This window comes from Ruegeria sp. AU67 (assembly GCF_900312795.1).
Taxonomy (GTDB): Bacteria; Pseudomonadota; Alphaproteobacteria; order Rhodobacterales; family Rhodobacteraceae; genus Ruegeria; species Ruegeria atlantica.
Window position 1 is genome coordinate 115470 of record NZ_OMPH01000041.1, and the last position, 14595, is coordinate 130064.

Consider the following 14595-nt stretch of genomic DNA (forward strand, 5'->3'; position numbering starts at 1 on the left):
GGGTGGAATGGGTTTCATCGTAGAACTTCTGATTGCCTTCTTCCTGGTCATCTCAGGCATCTTCGGCTTTGTCGGGTCCTACGGCATGATCAAACTGAAAGACCCGATGTCCCGCCTGCACGCACCCACCAAGGCGACGACCCTGGGCGTGGGAGGCGTGTTGCTGGCATCGATCTGCCACTCGGTTCTAATCGAACAGCACCTGTCGCTACACGAACTTCTGATCACACTGTTCCTGTTCCTGACCGCGCCGATCACGGCCCTGTTCATTGCCAAATGGCACATTCACCGTCATGAAAAGCCCAGCGATCTGCCGGATGCGGGCGAGGATGAACTTTGGGCCACGCACGCGGTTGAGCAAGTCGAAGACGTCCCTGATCACAGCAAGTCCTGAGTTTGATGCACCACCCACCGCTGCCCCTAACCCGCGATCTGGTTCTAATCGGCGGCGGTCACACCCATGCATTGTTGCTGCGCAAGTGGGGCATGAACCCCCTGCCCGGCGCACGGGTGACGATGATCAACCCCGGTCCCACGGCGCCATATTCGGGGATGCTGCCGGGCTTTGTCGCCGGGCACTACGCACGTCAGGACCTGAACATAGATCTGGTCAGACTAGCCCGCTTTGCCGGCGCGCGGATCATTCTGGGCGCGGTTTCCGGCATCGACCCAGACCGACGCGAGGTTCATGTGCCAGACCGTCCTCCGGTGGCGTTTGACGTGGCTTCAGTCAATGTCGGAATTACATCGGACATGCCCGACGTGCCCGGTTTTGCCCAGCATGCGGTTCCGGCCAAACCGTTGGGCCCGTTTGCTGCCAGATGGGCAGAATATCTGGAAAGATCAGGTGACGCCTCGGTCGCTGTGATCGGCGGCGGGGTGGCCGGTGCCGAGCTTATCATGGCTATGGCCTTTGCCTTGCGCACCAAGGGGCGCACCGCGAACCTGACCCTGATTGACAGCGCACATGTCCTGACGGCGACTCATCCCAAATCCGCGCAGACCATTCGCAAGGCAATGGCTGATCTGGGTATCGAAGTGGTCGAACAGGCATCTGTTTCGCACATCGCCAAGGATCACGTCGCATTGCAAGATGGCCGTCAAATTGCGGCCAGCTTTGTAACTGGTGCGGCCGGTGCAAAACCCTATAACTGGATCGCGAATACAGGGCTGGATCTTCAGGATGGCTTCATCCGCGTCAACGCTCAATTGCAGTCCAGCGACCCTGCCATTTTTGCGGCGGGTGACTGCGCACATCTGACCGAAAACCCCCGCCCCAAAGCCGGAGTTTATGCGGTGCGCGAGACCCCCGTATTGTACCAAAACCTAAGGGCCGCCTTAGGGTCAGGTGTCGCGCGTCGGTATGAGCCGCAAAAGGATTACCTCAAGCTCATATCACTAGGCGGCAAGTCTGCATTGGGGGAGCGGCTGGGGACCTCGTTTAGCGGTTCGTTGATGTGGAAATGGAAGAACCACATCGACCAGAGTTTTATGGACAAGTTTCGCAACCTGCCGCAGATGAAGCCTCCGTCCTTGCCTCGCCATCACGCGGCTGGTTTGATCGAAGCCTTGGGCGACAAACCCATGTGCGGGGGCTGCGGTGCCAAGGTCGGGCGCGGCGCGTTGCAATCCGCGCTTGCCGATCTGCCCACCCCTGTTCGTGCGGACGTGACACCACTGCTAGGCGATGATGCCGCCCTGTTGCAGACTGGGGGTGCCCGGCAGGTCATGACCTCGGACCATCTGCGCGGCTTCGTGGACGATCCCGCCTTAATGACTCGCATTGCAGCGGTTCACGCGCTCGGGGATATCTGGGCCATGGGGGCCCGCCCACAGGCCGCCACGACGACGATCATCCTGCCCCGCATGTCGCCAACCCTTCAGCGTCGCACCATGGCCGAGATTATGACCACGGCCAGCGACGTCATCCGTACCGCCGGGGCCGAAATTGTCGGCGGCCACAGCTCGATGGGTGACGAGATGACGATCGGGTTCACCCTGACCGGTCTGTGCGACGCCGACCCGATCACACTGACCGGCGCCAGACCCGGTGATGCCCTGATCCTGACCAAACCGTTGGGCAGCGGCGTTCTGATGGCGGCAGAGATGGCGGGCGCAGCAAAGGGCGAATGGGTTGCGGCGGCCCTTGCACATATGGTGCACCCACAAGGCAGGGCTTCGGAAGTATTGGCAGGCGCACATGCGATGACCGATGTAACGGGATTTGGTCTGGCTGGACACCTGCTGGGCATGACCGAGGCCTCGGGTTGCGGTGCCACCCTGGATCTGGAGGCAGTTCCGGTGATGGTTGGCGCGCGGGAACTGGCCGCGCAGGGCATCCGGTCAACACTGTTCGAAGACAATCGCGCGATTACGCCCGAATTACCGACGGGCGGCAAAGCTGACCTGCTGTATGATCCTCAGACTGCCGGAGGCTTACTGGCCGCAGTACCTGCAGATCAGGCGCGGGTGATTTGCGAAGCTTTGCGCGAAGCGGGATATCCTGCCGTAATCATTGGGCACATGACCGATGCATCGGGGCTTCGGGTTCAAACCTGACCCAGAATGGCTTCGATCTGCGCTGCTGTTGCAGACAAGCCAGCATGATCCAGCGCCGAAGCATGGATTTTCGCGATAACGTCCGACCTGCGAACGCGGCTGGACTTGGCATATGCAGGATCATAGTGCTGCTCGATCAACGCCTGAGTCAGTGCGCGTTTGTCACCAGCGTCAATCATGTCCAGCCAACCGTCCACCACGTCATGCCCGCGGTGAAACCGCAGCGGGGAAAGGCGGTCGCGCAGGCGGTCAGAGTCCGACAGAACGTCATCATAGGCGGATACCAAGTAGTCCGAACGCGCCTGAACGGAGGCTGTGATCTGGATGCGCGGGGCTTGGCGTAAAGCCACCCAAAGCGTCGGCGGCAGGATCAGAGACCCGATTTTGGACGACTCCGCCTCGACCACCACGGGGCGCGACATGTCCAGACGGCACAGCACAGACGATAGGGCAGACTCGAACGCCTTTTGGCTGGGTTGTCCACCGGGCATATCACCCAGCAAGGACCCACGGTGGTTGGCCAGCCCCTCTAGATCCAGAACCTGAACGCCGCGAGCCGCAAGATGCACCAACAATTCAGTCTTGGCCGTGCCGGTATATCCGTCCAGCGCGATCAGGTGATGCGGCAGCGGGTCATCATAAAGATACCGTTTCACCAACCGGCGATAGCTGCGATAGCCACCCTCCACCACTTCGGCTCGCCAGCCGATCTGTTGTAGCATCCATGTGAACGAACCCGATCTTTGCCCACCGCGCCAGCAATACACCAAAGGTCGCCACGCTCCTTCATGATGGGACAGGCTGTTCTCGATGTGATTGGCCGCATTCCGAAACACCAGCGCGGCCCCTAGTTTGCGCGCCAGAAAGGGACTTTCCTGAACATAGATTATACCGACGCGGGCGCGTTCTTCGTTGTCGAGAACAGGCAGGCTGATGGCGCCGGGAAGGTGGTCTTCGTCAAATTCCGCCGGGCTGCGCACGTCGATCACCGTGTCAAATTCATGCGCATATAGATCGGGCAAACTGTCGAATTTCAGAACCATGTCAGAGGTCTATCCCGCAAAGCCGTGAATGAAAAGGCAGGGCTAAATTTCGATCGGTTCAATCAATTCCAGCCCGCTGGCGCGGTTCGAATTCACGGTCGGGCTGACGCGATGATAGCTGAGGACATCTTCGTCCCCTGGCTGCATCAGACGCGCGGCCCCCTTTCCGGCCTCCCCCAGCCACAGCGGCCAGTCATCGGGTTCCAGAATCAAAGGCATGCGATGATGGATCGCGCTGAGGTGACGGTTGGCCGGCGTCGTGACGATGGCGCAGGTGCCCTGCCGCGCATCTTCAGGCCCCCAATCCTGCCAAACACCGGCAAAGGCAATCGGTGCGTTGTCCTGACGGAAGATGTACCATGGCAACCTGTCGCCTTGTTCCGTCTTGGTCCATTCATAGAACCCCGTCGCGGCGATCAGGCAGCGGCGTTCGCGGCATGCAGCGCGAAAGGCGGGCTTTTCGGCAAGCGTTTCCGCCCGCGCGTTGATCAACAGAGGTCCTGCGTTTTCGGCCTTGTACCAATGGGGCAAAAACCCCCAGCGCAGCGGATCAAGCGTACGCCCGTTTTCGCCCGCGCGCACCACATGCACCTGATTGGTCGGGCAGACGTTGAAATTCGGGACCGGTGGCAAATTGTTAGCCGGGCGGGCCGAAAAAAGCTGCGCCATTGCATCGTTGGGAAGTGTTACGGCAAACCGTCCGCACATAGGCCTTGTCCCTTCTTCAGAAACTGTAGGTTAATGTCGTTTTCGCCGATACCGAGTGGAACGCCATCAAGCCGTTTCTGACCATAAGACTGAAAAGGCCGCGTCAAACGCGGCCTTTTGGGTTGTTTATCGATGCAGATTTACTTCTGCTTGATCCGCCCATCCAGATAAGGCGTGTAGGGCGCGTTTTCGGCCAGGTATTCTGCCGTTACATCGGCCAGATCGGGGCCAAAGTCATAGGCGTTCTTGTCGTCGCCCGAGAACATCTTATAGCCATCACCGCCATTGCGGACGTAGTTGTTGGTGACCACCAGATAAGTCGCGGCCGGATCGATGGGAACAAACCCGTCTCCGTCGGCAACCATGACCTCAGCGATACGCCCTTCGTTCGGCGCAACGGCCGGGTCCCAGGTGAAGGTCAGGCCAGCAACCTGCGGAAAGCGGCCTTTGACCTCTTCCACCTGGCTGACGCCGTTTTCCAGCGCATCGATGACGCCCTGGCCGCTGATCTCAAAGGTCGACAACGTGTTCTGGAACGGCAGCACGGTCAGCACTTCGCCCATGGTCACGTCGCCCGGATCGATCGAAGCCCGCAGACCGCCCGAGTTGGCAATCGCAATCTTGACGCCCTGATCCGCGACCCGAGCCAGCATGGCGTCGGCTACAAGGTTGCCCATCTGGCATTCCTGAACGCGGCAAACAGCGCGGTCGCCTTCAATGGCATCGGCAGAGCTTGCAACCACCTTGTTGCGGATTTCATCCAGAGGTACCGCCAGTTCGGCAATACGATCCAGAGCCGCCTGATCCTCGGTAACGGTGTTGTCCATGATTAGCGGCTCGCCGGCAGCCGCAACCACGTTGCCGTCATCGTCAAAGGTCACATTCAGCTCACCCAAGAATTTGCCGTAGGCGTAGGCCTGAACGATCTGAACGCCGTTGACCACGGTCGGATACGGGCCAGCGGCCTTGTCCGACGTGTTCGACAGATATGTGTTCGAGTGTCCGCCAACGATCACGTCAACGCCGGTGGTTTCCTGCGCGACGCGCTGATCCACACCGTAGCCCGAGTGGCTGAGAACGATGATCTTGTTGACGCCTTCACCGGTCAGCTTATCCACCTCAGCCTGAACCGCAGGCACCGGGTCCGAGAACGAGATATTCGGCCCGGGCGAGGCAAGTTCATCAGTGTCGATAGGTGTCAGGCCGATCAGGCCGATCTTTTCGCCGCCAACTTCGATCACGGTCGATTTCTTGATCTTGTCGGTCAGCAACTCTTCGTCCGCAATATCCGCATTGGACATTAGAACCGGGAAATCGACCGAGTCGATAAAGCCGCGCAGAACCTCGGGGCCGTCGTCGAATTCGTGGTTACCCACCGTCATCGCGTTGTAGCCCAGCTTGTTCATGAACTCGGCCGCGACCTTGCCCTTGTAATAGGTATAGAACAGAGATCCCTGGAACTGGTCTCCGCCATCAACTAGAATCGAGTTTTCGGCACGGCCACGCGCCTCCTCGACCGCAGTGACCAAGCGCGCGGAACCGCCAAAGCACTTGCCTTCGGCGTTGTCTTCATCACCGCAACCGCTGTCGTATTTGTTGATCGGCTCAAAACGCGAGTGGAAATCGTTGGTGTGCAGAATCGTCAGTTTGTACTCGGCAAATGCCATGCCTGCGGTCAGGCTGAGCGCGGCGGCAGATGTCAAAAGACGGGTGAGCATAGTTTAACTCCCTATTGTTAATTGCGGAGATGTTGCGACGCGCAACGCCGAGAGTCAAAGGGGGAAATCCGGCTTGATTCTACCCGTGGCCCGGTGCATCACGACCGCATGCTGATTTACAAAATATTTCGGGCCGATGAATGGGCCACGTTACAGGCGCAAGGCGCATCAGACGGGGCTCCGATTGATGTCTCTGACGGATATGTTCATTTTTCGACCGCCAAGCAGGCCGCAGAAACAGCCGCCAAACACTTTGCCGGTGTCGAAGGGCTGACCCTGCTGGCATGCGACGCTGATGCGATGGGCGACGACCTAAAATGGGAGGTTTCGCGCGGTGGCGCGCTTTTCCCGCATCTATACCGGCAGATCAAAATGACCGATATTGTCTGGTCGCGCGCCCTGCCCTTCGATGGAACCGCTCACCAGTTTCCGAAGGATATGGAATGACCAATTTTGTCGATCCGGACCGCGCCCAGTTTGAGGCCTTCAAAGACCTTGATCGGGACCGCCCGATCGAGATGCTGAACTTGGTGAAGTTCCGCGAAACTGCTGATTATCCTGCGGGGCACAGTCTCGCGGATGTCGGGCTGACCGGCGTGCAGGCTTTCGGCAAGTACGGCTCGGAAACCGCTCTGATCATAGCGCGCCTTGGCGCTTCGATCCTGTGGCGCGGCGTGTTTCAGACGACACTGATCGGCCCGCAGGACGAAGACTGGGACGCAGTGTTCATCGCCCGCTATCCCACGGCACACGCGTTTCTGGAAATGGTAACGGACCCGGTTTACCAAATGGCTGTGGCGCACCGCCAAGCCGCCGTCGAAACCTCGCGCCTTATACGATGCGCCCCTACCGGTGGCGGAGAGGCATTCGGATGAAACTGACTGAAAAACTGGGGCTGGCAGCCCTGCACCGCATGGATCCTGAGACAGCTCACGGGCTATCTATCAATGCGCTAAAGGCCGGATTGGCCCCTGCGCCGGGACCAGTGACCTCCAATCGGTTGCGCACCGAAGTGGCGGGATTGGACCTGCCGAATCCCGTTGGCCTGGCCGCAGGCTTCGACAAGAATGGTGAGGTTCTTGCGCCTTTGGCCCGCGCGGGGTTCGGGTTTATCGAGGTCGGTGCCGTGACCCCGCGCCCGCAGCCCGGCAACCCGAAACCACGTCTGTTCCGCCTGACCCAGGACATGGCCGCCATCAACCGGTTCGGGTTCAACAACGAAGGCATGGAGGTCATGGCCCGCCGTCTGGCTGACCGTCCAAAGGACGCGGTGATTGGCCTGAACCTGGGTGCCAACAAAGACAGCGACGACCGCCCCGGCGATTTCGCCAAGGTCCTGGCCCATTGCGCCGCGCATCTGGATTTTGCCACGGTCAACGTCTCATCTCCGAATACGGAAAAACTGCGTGATCTTCAGGGCAAGGCGGCCCTGAGTGCACTGCTAAGTGGCGTGATTGAAACCCGCGACGCACTGCCCCGCACCTTGCCGATCTTCCTGAAGATTGCCCCGGATCTGACCGAAGGCGAATTGCACGACATCGCCGATGTGGCCCGCGAAACCGGCGTGGATGCGGTGATTGCCACCAACACCACCCTGTCACGCGATGGTCTGCGCAGTGCCCATAAGGGTGAAGCAGGCGGTCTGTCCGGCGCACCGTTATTCCAGAAATCGACCCGCGTTCTGGCACGTCTTAGCCAGTTGACCGACGGGCAAATCCCGTTGATTGGCGTTGGCGGGATCGGGTCGGCAAAGCAGGCTTACGCCAAGATCTGCGCCGGGGCTTCGGCTGTGCAGTTCTATACGGCCATGGTCTATGGCGGCATTTCACTGGCCGCAGAAATTGCCGAAGGTCTGGATGACCTGCTGGCGCAAGACGGGTTCACTTCGGTCGCAGAGGCCGTTGGCAGCAAAAGAGAGGACTGGCTGTGATTGACTATTGGCATAACCCGCGCTGTTCAAAATCCCGCACAGGTCTGGCGTTGCTGGAAGAAAAAGGTGCGACCGTCAAGGTTCGCAAATATCTGGAGGATGCGCCGTCGGCTGATGAGCTGCGCGCGGTGTTGTCCCAATTGGGAATTCCGGCCATCGAGATGATGCGGACAGGCGAAAAGCGGTTCAAGGAACTGGGCCTGTCAAAAACAACGCCCGATGATGACCTGATCCAGGCTATGGCGGAAAACCCCATCCTGATCGAGCGTCCTCTGGCCATTGCCGGCGACAAGGCCGCGATTGGTCGTCCGCCCGAAAACCTGCTGTCGCTGCTTTAAGCGATCTGCGCTTCCAGCTTAGGGTATCGCCATCCCAACGTGACCCCGCGCACGATGTTCAGGACCATCAGCGCGGCCCAAAGCCCATGATTACCGAACGTCGGCACCAGCAGGAACAGGGCCACCACATAGATCGCGACGGACTGGATCATCGCCTGCCGCATGGCGCGGGTCCAGGTCGCCCCGATATAGATACCGTCGAACATCCAGCTGGCTACGCCGATCACCGGCGCAAGGGCCGCCCAGAGCAGGAACTCGCGCGCGGCAACCCGTACTTCGGGTGAGGTTGACATCAGATCAATCAGGGATGGTCCGGTCAGAAAAAACACAAGACCCAGGGCAAACGCACCTCCGACGCCCCATTGCGAGGCCATGATCGACGCGCGCCGTACCTGGGCGCGATCACGTGCACCGACCGCGCTGCCCACCAGCGCCTCGGCAGAGAATGCGAAACCGTCCAAGGCAAAAGCCGTGATCTCAAGAAATTGCAGCAGCACCTGATTTGCCGCCAGATTGACGTCCCCCAGATCGGAACCAACAAACAAAAAAGTGGTAAATGCGCCGGTCAAAAGCACCGAACGCACCATTATGTCGCCGTTCACCTGCATCATTCGGCGCAGACGCGCTGGGTCAAAGATCCTGGGCCAGTCGCGCCACTGATTTCCAGCGAAAGCGTCGTGGCACAACCAGAGACCAAGCGCCAACCCGGTCCATTCGGCGATGAGCGTCGCGATGGCGACACCTTCGACGCCCCAGCCAAGGCCAAGAACAAACCAGAGATCCAGAACGATGTTCAGCCCGTTCATCCAGATCTGCAAAACGAACACACCCTTGGTGCGCTCTACCGCGATCAGCCAACCTGTCACGGCAAAAAGCGCGATCGTCGCCGGGGCACCCCAGATACGGATCTCCAGATACGCACGGGTCAGCGACTCGACCTCGGGACTGGCTGGAGACAGGGCGAACGCCCCCCAGAACAACCAGACTTGTGTCAGGATAAAGAACAAACCTGCCGCGCCGCCCAACAATAGCCCGCGCATCAGCAAGGCTCCGGTTTCCGCCGTGTCCCCTGCACCACGTGCCTGGGCAGCAAGACCGGTTGTCCCCATACGCAGGAACCCGAACACCCAGTAGATGGTCGCTAGAATAACGGCTCCCATGCCGACCGCACCGATTGGGGCCGCTTGACCCAACTGCCCTACGACACCAGTATCCACCGCCCCCAGAATTGGCACCGTCGCATTGGACAATACGATCGGCGCTGCAATCCGGAGCACCCGCTTATGCGTAATGGGTGCCGAAGCGTCCTGCATGGGCTTTATTTTCTGTCGGTAGCGGGCTGTGGCATCAGGAAATGTCCCGAAGCCTGTGCAAAGAGCTTCGCGTGATTGTCCTGCCAAGCCTCAACCCGGACAGAGGCATAGCGACGCCCGGCCCGACTGATGAACGCGCGTGCATAGGCATCACGCGGCAGGCCTGACCGCAGATAGTCGACGGTGAAATCGACGGTCTTTGGAAAACGTACCTTTTCATAGTCGGCGATATCACTGGCATTCAGTTCCCCGCTTTCGATCTTGGGCAGCAAGAACTCCCAACTCAGCGTGATGACGGCCGTGACTTCTAGAAACGCCGCCGTGACGCCGCCGTGCAATGCGGGCAGTAACGGGTTGCCGATCAGTTTCTGGTCGAAGTTCAACACGCCGGTCAGTTCATCACCGCGGCGATCAAAGCCGATGTCGAGAAACCGGATGTAAGGCACACCATCGACTATAGCATTCAGCGCCGCATCCCGGCGTTGTTTTACGACCTGCACTGGTTCAGGGCGAGTACGCGCCATTACAGACCCTCCACCGTGAATGACCCTGCCGCTGTGGCCACCGGAAGACCATCGTCTTCGTCCATCGCCGTCGCGCGCACAAAGGCGACGTTCCGTGTGATGTGGTAGCATGTCGCCTGGGTCGTTATCGTCTGTCCCGGTGTTGCCGCCCGCATATAGTCGATCCTCAGGTCAATTGTCGCCGTACCCCCTGGGGCCGACGGATGGCTCATGACGGCGGCACCACAACAGGTATCCAGTGCGGCGAAAACAGCGCCGCCATGAATCACCCCGGTGCGCGGATCGCCAACAAGCTCTTTGCTGTACGGCATTGTAATACCCGCTTCGCCATTTCCGATTGAGGTCAGCTTCAGACCCAACGCCCTTGCATGCGGGATCGCCTCGATGAACTGGCGCGCAATTGCGGCTTTGTCGACCATGTACTTGAATCCGTTCTTTTGGTTTATCCCTTTATGAGCCCGTGTCCGCCAAAAGAGCAAGCCCGCCGGTTGCGCTTGCCGCTGACAGAACATAGGCTGCGCCAGAGGAGATCAGGAATGTCCGACAACCGTTTGTCATTCAAAGAGATGTGCGCCGAGTACGATGTGACTCCACGTACCCTGCGCTACTATGAGTACATCGAATTGCTGCAACCCGATCGGGAAGGCAGATCGCGATATTATGGTCCGCGGGAATGCGCACGCATGACTTTGATCCTGCGCGGCCGCAAATATGGGTTTTCGCTGGAAGATATCCGGCAGTGGCTGCTGATCTATGAAAATGAAGGCAACGAGATCCAAATGCGTGCATTTGTCGACGTCGCGGATAAGCAGATCGTCGAACTGAACCAGCAAAAACAGCAATTGGACGAGGCAATTGATGCCCTGACCGAGATGCGCGACCAGACTGCCAAATCGCTCGAGTGATTCCGTTGGCGCACCATCGCGCACTCAAAAAATGAAGCGACTCTCGCACACTTCGGCCATGCCTTAAGGTGTGTTGGGTCGCTCTGCGGGAATTGGCACCCACAAATTCCGTTACGTTAATTCCGAAAAAGTCGGAAATCCGCGACTTGACGCGCGCGGAAGTTACGTAAACTTCTGTTGTGACGCAGCGTTCACATTACGTGAACGTCATCTACATGTTGTAACGTGCGCATCGACTGCGCAACTGACTTTCATTGACGCCAGTGACGAGAGTGCTGAAACCATGACCGAAGATCTGATGACCATCCGAGAAATGTGCGAGACATATGATGTCACGCCCCGCACGTTGCGGTTTTACGAGGCCAAAGAGCTTTTGTTTCCGATCCGCGAAGGTCAGAAACGGCTGTTCACCAAAAGTGATCGTGCCCGCCTGAAACTCATCCTGCGCGGCAAGCGCTTTGGGTTCAGCCTTGAAGAAATACGCCAGCTTCTGGACCTTTACCATGTCGGCGACCAACAGATGACTCAGATATCACGCACCTATGAAATTGCGTGCGAGCGCCTGGAAGATATGGAAGCGCGCCGTGAGGAACTGACCCAGGCGATCGACGATCTGAAAGAACAGTTGCGCTGGGGCGAGAAAGTCATCGCCTCGGTCAAACAAGACAAAAAGGCTGCCGAGTAACCCCCTCGCCTGCCTACCACCCGGACATATGAATTAAAGGGAGCTTCACATGCCCGTCTACAACGCGCCAACCAAAGATACGCAGTTCATTCTGCACGACGTACTGAAAATCTCGGACTCCGACGTTCCGGGGTACAACGAGCTTGAAGCCGAATTCACAGGCGCCGTTCTGGAAGAAGCAGGCAAAGTGGCCACCAATGTTCTGCACCCGCTGAACGTGGTTGGGGACACCGAAGGATGCCGGTTGGAAAACGGTATCGTATACACGCCCACCGGGTTCAAAGACGCTTTTGAGCAGATGAAAGAAGGTGGCTGGACTGGCCTCGACATGCCGGAAGAGTATGGCGGTCAGAACATGCCATACGTCCTGGGCACCGCCGTTGGCGAGATGTTCTCGGCTGCGAACCAGGCATTCGTGATGTATCAGGGCCTGACGCACGGCGCGGCGTCAGCGATCCTGGCGCACGGAACCGACGAACAGAAAGACAAATACCTGCCCAATATGGTCAGCTGCGAATGGACCGGCACCATGAACCTGACGGAACCGCATTGCGGCACCGATCTGGGCCTGATGCGCACCAAAGCAGAACCGCAGAGCGATGGCAGCTATAAGATTTCGGGCCAAAAGATATTTATCTCGTCCGGCGATCACGACATGGCTGACAACATCATCCACCTGGTGTTGGCCAAGATCCCCGGCGGCCCCGAAGGCATCAAGGGCGTCTCCCTGTTCATCGTGCCCAAGTTCATCGTCAATGAAGATGGTACGCCGGGCGAGCGTAACGGTGTCTCGGTCGGCAAGATCGAAGAGAAGATGGGTATCCACGGCAACTCGACCTGCGTCATGAACTATGACGAAGCCACCGGCTGGCTGCTGGGCGAAGAGCACAAAGGCATGCGTGCCATGTTCACAATGATGAACGAAGCGCGTCTGGGTGTGGGCATGCAAGGCCTGTCTCAGGCAGAGGCCGCGTACCAGAATGCCGTCGAATACGCCAAAGACCGCCTGCAGGGCCGTGACGTGACCGGTGTAAAGAACCCGGACGGCCCCGCCGATCCGCTGATCGTGCACCCGGACATTCGCCGCAACCTGATGGATCAGAAAAGCTTCACCGAAGGTGCGCGCGCGTTCATCCTGTGGGGCGCGACCATGATCGACAAAGCACACCGGTCAAACGACAAAGATGCGGACGGACTGATCTCGCTGCTGACACCGGTCATCAAAGGCTTTTTGACCGATCAGGGCTATGACATGACCGTTCAGGCACAGCAGGTCTATGGCGGTCATGGCTACATCGAAGAATGGGGCATGTCGCAATACACCCGCGACGCACGCATCGCGATGATCTACGAAGGCGCCAACGGCGTCCAGGCGTTGGACCTTGTCGGTCGTAAGCTGGCGCAAGACGGCGGCAAGCACGTCATGGCGTTCTTCGACATGGTCAAGACATTCTGCAAAGACAACGCTGGTAAAGACGAAGCCTATGACAAGGCCTTCATCGAACCGCTGAAGGCTGCGTCCAAAGACCTGCAGGCCGCTGGCATGTACTTCATGCAGGAAGGCATGAAGAACCCCAACAATGCTCTGTCCGGTTCTTATGACTTCATGCACATGTTTGGACATGTTTGCCTGGGCTTGATGTGGGCGCAGATGGCCAAAGCCGCGCAAGATGCGCTGGATGGCGGCGCGTCGGACAAAGAGTTCTACGAGACCAAGATCAACACCGGCCGTTTCTACATGGCGCGCCGCCTGCCTGCTACAGGCATGCATCTGGCACGTATCCAGACGGGCGCGGACACGGTCATGGCTCTGGACGCGGCGAACTTCTGATCTCAGTCTGGGTCCGGGCGATATTGCCCGGACCCAGCTTACCGGAGGAACCACATGCCAAAGCGTTTTCGACTAACCCGCCGCTTTCCCGTCGCAATGACCGAAGACGGGTATCGCAAGCTCAAAGCGTTCGCGCGTGATGCTGGATTGGACGAAGGAGAAGCACTGTCGTTTCTGTTCGAGAATTTCAACAACGTGATCAACGAGGACAACCTGACCCATCGCCTGCGAATCTTCAATTCCGAGTTGGATAACCGCAAGCGTTAAACACTACAGCCACCTTCACTCAGGTGGGCGTGTTTTCAGCAAGACAATGCCCTTTGGCGCACAGCCAAGCGGATCGTCTTTCTCGAAATACGCGAGTTTCGACTTCGCACCGTACGCCTTGGGAGGGGCGATCACATGACAATCGAACTTCATTGCTTCGGAGAAAGCGGAAACAGCTACAAGGCTGCCTTGGCCCTGGAAATGTCCGGGCTGGACTGGGAGCCGGTTTTTGTAGACTTCTTCAAAGGCGTTACACGTACTCCAGAATACCGCGCCGAAGTCAATGAAATGGGCGAAGCGCCCGTGCTGGTCGATGGCGATTTCCGGACCAGCCAATCGGGCGCCATTCAGGCCTATGTGACTGAGAAATCCGGCAAGTTCGGCGGTAAGAACCGGGATGAGAACTACGACGTTCTGCGCTGGGTGCTGTGGGACAATCACAAGCTCAGCTCAATGGCTGGCTTGACCCGTTTCCTGATCAACTTCTTGCCGGAACAGCACCGAAATCCTGATGTAATTGCCTTCAATCAAGGTCGCCTCAAAGCGGCCTATGACGTTCTGAACACTCATCTTGAAGGCCGCGATTGGATTGTTGGTGATGACGTCACGAATGCCGATCTCAGCTGCTGCAGCTATCTGTATTACCCTGAACCATTCGGCTTTGACCGCGCCGACTGGCCCCATATCGATGCCTGGATGACCCGCTTGTCAGAACAGCCAGGCTGGAAACACCCCTATGACCTGATGCCCGGCAAACCGTCGGATCGAGCTTAA

General features: G+C 58.5%; 17 protein-coding genes. 11 read left to right on the top strand and 6 right to left on the bottom strand.

From position 1 onward, the window contains the following. Positions 1-7: 7 nt before the first annotated feature. Complete coding sequence (locus DK510_RS22175) at positions 8-394, top strand: Na+/H+ antiporter subunit G (RefSeq protein WP_108860214.1); 387 nt, start codon at positions 8-10, stop codon at positions 392-394. 5 nt (positions 395-399) lie between these two features. Then, a complete protein-coding gene (selD, locus tag DK510_RS22180; RefSeq protein ID WP_109313959.1) occupies positions 400-2559 on the top strand; it encodes a selenide, water dikinase SelD in 2160 nt (719 codons plus the stop codon). Here selD and mnmH read toward each other — a convergent pair. The 3 genes from mnmH to DK510_RS22195 all read right to left on the bottom strand — a co-directional run bounded on the left by mnmH (position 2550) and on the right by DK510_RS22195 (position 6028). Continuing rightward, positions 2550-3602: a tRNA 2-selenouridine(34) synthase MnmH gene (gene mnmH, locus DK510_RS22185; RefSeq protein ID WP_109313960.1), complete on the bottom strand. Its 1053-nt coding sequence runs from the start codon at positions 3600-3602 to the stop codon at positions 2550-2552. The two genes, selD and mnmH, sit on opposite strands and share 10 nt — an antisense overlap. A gap of 42 nt (positions 3603-3644) precedes the next feature. Next, positions 3645-4310, bottom strand: a complete 666-nt coding sequence (locus tag DK510_RS22190) for an SOS response-associated peptidase (protein WP_109313961.1) — start codon at positions 4308-4310, stop codon at positions 3645-3647. 140 nt (positions 4311-4450) lie between these two features. Beyond that, positions 4451-6028, bottom strand: a complete 1578-nt coding sequence (locus DK510_RS22195) for a bifunctional UDP-sugar hydrolase/5'-nucleotidase (protein ID WP_109313962.1) — start codon at positions 6026-6028, stop codon at positions 4451-4453. A gap of 108 nt (positions 6029-6136) precedes the next feature. Here DK510_RS22195 and DK510_RS22200 point away from each other — a divergent pair, with 108 nt between their 5' ends. The 4 genes from DK510_RS22200 to arsC are packed head-to-tail and all read left to right on the top strand — an operon-like array spanning position 6137 to position 8296. Next, positions 6137-6475, top strand: coding sequence for a DUF952 domain-containing protein (locus tag DK510_RS22200; RefSeq protein WP_109313963.1), 339 nt, complete (start codon positions 6137-6139; stop codon positions 6473-6475). Beyond that, positions 6472-6903 carry a DUF1330 domain-containing protein gene (locus DK510_RS22205; protein ID WP_109313964.1) on the top strand — a complete coding sequence of 144 codons (432 nt, stop codon included), beginning with the start codon at positions 6472-6474 and terminating at the stop codon, positions 6901-6903. The genes DK510_RS22200 and DK510_RS22205 overlap by 4 nt, the downstream gene beginning before the upstream one ends. Then, on the top strand, positions 6900-7958 hold the full coding sequence (locus DK510_RS22210) for a quinone-dependent dihydroorotate dehydrogenase (protein ID WP_109313965.1): 1059 nt from the start codon (positions 6900-6902) through the stop codon (positions 7956-7958). Before DK510_RS22205 ends, DK510_RS22210 begins: the two co-directional genes overlap by 4 nt. After that, positions 7955-8296: an arsenate reductase (glutaredoxin) gene (arsC, locus tag DK510_RS22215; protein ID WP_109313966.1), complete on the top strand. Its 342-nt coding sequence runs from the start codon at positions 7955-7957 to the stop codon at positions 8294-8296. The genes DK510_RS22210 and arsC overlap by 4 nt, the downstream gene beginning before the upstream one ends. On the opposite strand, the gene DK510_RS22220 is transcribed toward arsC, so the two are convergent. The 3 genes from DK510_RS22220 to DK510_RS22230 are packed head-to-tail and all read right to left on the bottom strand — an operon-like array spanning position 8293 to position 10552. Next, positions 8293-9609: an MATE family efflux transporter gene (locus tag DK510_RS22220; RefSeq protein ID WP_109313967.1), complete on the bottom strand. Its 1317-nt coding sequence runs from the start codon at positions 9607-9609 to the stop codon at positions 8293-8295. The two genes, arsC and DK510_RS22220, sit on opposite strands and share 4 nt — an antisense overlap. Positions 9610-9614: 5 nt before the next feature. After that, positions 9615-10133: a PaaI family thioesterase gene (locus tag DK510_RS22225; RefSeq protein WP_109313968.1), complete on the bottom strand. Its 519-nt coding sequence runs from the start codon at positions 10131-10133 to the stop codon at positions 9615-9617. After that, entirely contained in the window at positions 10133-10552 is a 420-nt protein-coding gene (locus DK510_RS22230; RefSeq protein WP_108860423.1) for a PaaI family thioesterase, read from the bottom strand. The genes DK510_RS22225 and DK510_RS22230 overlap by 1 nt, the downstream gene beginning before the upstream one ends. 117 nt (positions 10553-10669) lie before the next feature. Here DK510_RS22230 and DK510_RS22235 point away from each other — a divergent pair, with 117 nt between their 5' ends. The 5 genes from DK510_RS22235 (at position 10670) to DK510_RS22255 (ending at position 14595) form a co-directional block, all read left to right on the top strand. Beyond that, a complete protein-coding gene (locus DK510_RS22235; protein WP_058275812.1) occupies positions 10670-11038 on the top strand; it encodes a MerR family DNA-binding transcriptional regulator in 369 nt (122 codons plus the stop codon). A gap of 283 nt (positions 11039-11321) precedes the next feature. Next, positions 11322-11723: a MerR family DNA-binding transcriptional regulator gene (locus DK510_RS22240; RefSeq protein ID WP_058274210.1), complete on the top strand. Its 402-nt coding sequence runs from the start codon at positions 11322-11324 to the stop codon at positions 11721-11723. A gap of 49 nt (positions 11724-11772) precedes the next feature. Continuing rightward, on the top strand, positions 11773-13554 hold the full coding sequence (locus DK510_RS22245) for an acyl-CoA dehydrogenase C-terminal domain-containing protein (protein ID WP_058274211.1): 1782 nt from the start codon (positions 11773-11775) through the stop codon (positions 13552-13554). A gap of 54 nt (positions 13555-13608) precedes the next feature. Continuing rightward, entirely contained in the window at positions 13609-13821 is a 213-nt protein-coding gene (locus DK510_RS22250; RefSeq protein WP_109313969.1) for a hypothetical protein, read from the top strand. 135 nt (positions 13822-13956) lie between these two features. Then, positions 13957-14595 (top strand): glutathione S-transferase family protein, encoded by a 639-nt coding sequence (locus tag DK510_RS22255; RefSeq protein WP_109313970.1) that lies wholly within the window; start codon positions 13957-13959, stop codon positions 14593-14595.

Excerpts from the sequence above, each read along its gene's own strand:
- DK510_RS22195 (WP_109313962.1), bottom strand. The coding sequence starts at position 6,028 with ATGCTCACCCGTCTTTTGACATCTGCCGCCGCGCTCAGCCTGACCGCA.
- DK510_RS22200 (WP_109313963.1), top strand. The coding sequence starts at position 6,137 with ATGCTGATTTACAAAATATTTCGGGCCGATGAATGGGCCACGTTACAG.
- DK510_RS22190 (WP_109313961.1), bottom strand. The coding sequence starts at position 4,310 with ATGTGCGGACGGTTTGCCGTAACACTTCCCAACGATGCAATGGCGCAG.
- mnmH (WP_109313960.1), bottom strand. The coding sequence starts at position 3,602 with ATGGTTCTGAAATTCGACAGTTTGCCCGATCTATATGCGCATGAATTT.
- DK510_RS22230 (WP_108860423.1), bottom strand. The coding sequence starts at position 10,552 with ATGGTCGACAAAGCCGCAATTGCGCGCCAGTTCATCGAGGCGATCCCG.
- DK510_RS22225 (WP_109313968.1), bottom strand. The coding sequence starts at position 10,133 with ATGGCGCGTACTCGCCCTGAACCAGTGCAGGTCGTAAAACAACGCCGG.
- DK510_RS22240 (WP_058274210.1), top strand. The coding sequence starts at position 11,322 with ATGACCGAAGATCTGATGACCATCCGAGAAATGTGCGAGACATATGAT.
- DK510_RS22205 (WP_109313964.1), top strand. The coding sequence starts at position 6,472 with ATGACCAATTTTGTCGATCCGGACCGCGCCCAGTTTGAGGCCTTCAAA.
- DK510_RS22245 (WP_058274211.1), top strand. The coding sequence starts at position 11,773 with ATGCCCGTCTACAACGCGCCAACCAAAGATACGCAGTTCATTCTGCAC.
- DK510_RS22210 (WP_109313965.1), top strand. The coding sequence starts at position 6,900 with ATGAAACTGACTGAAAAACTGGGGCTGGCAGCCCTGCACCGCATGGAT.
- DK510_RS22255 (WP_109313970.1), top strand. The coding sequence starts at position 13,957 with ATGACAATCGAACTTCATTGCTTCGGAGAAAGCGGAAACAGCTACAAG.
- selD (WP_109313959.1), top strand. The coding sequence starts at position 400 with ATGCACCACCCACCGCTGCCCCTAACCCGCGATCTGGTTCTAATCGGC.
- DK510_RS22250 (WP_109313969.1), top strand. The coding sequence starts at position 13,609 with ATGCCAAAGCGTTTTCGACTAACCCGCCGCTTTCCCGTCGCAATGACC.
- DK510_RS22235 (WP_058275812.1), top strand. The coding sequence starts at position 10,670 with ATGTCCGACAACCGTTTGTCATTCAAAGAGATGTGCGCCGAGTACGAT.
- DK510_RS22175 (WP_108860214.1), top strand. The coding sequence starts at position 8 with ATGGGTTTCATCGTAGAACTTCTGATTGCCTTCTTCCTGGTCATCTCA.
- DK510_RS22220 (WP_109313967.1), bottom strand. The coding sequence starts at position 9,609 with ATGCAGGACGCTTCGGCACCCATTACGCATAAGCGGGTGCTCCGGATT.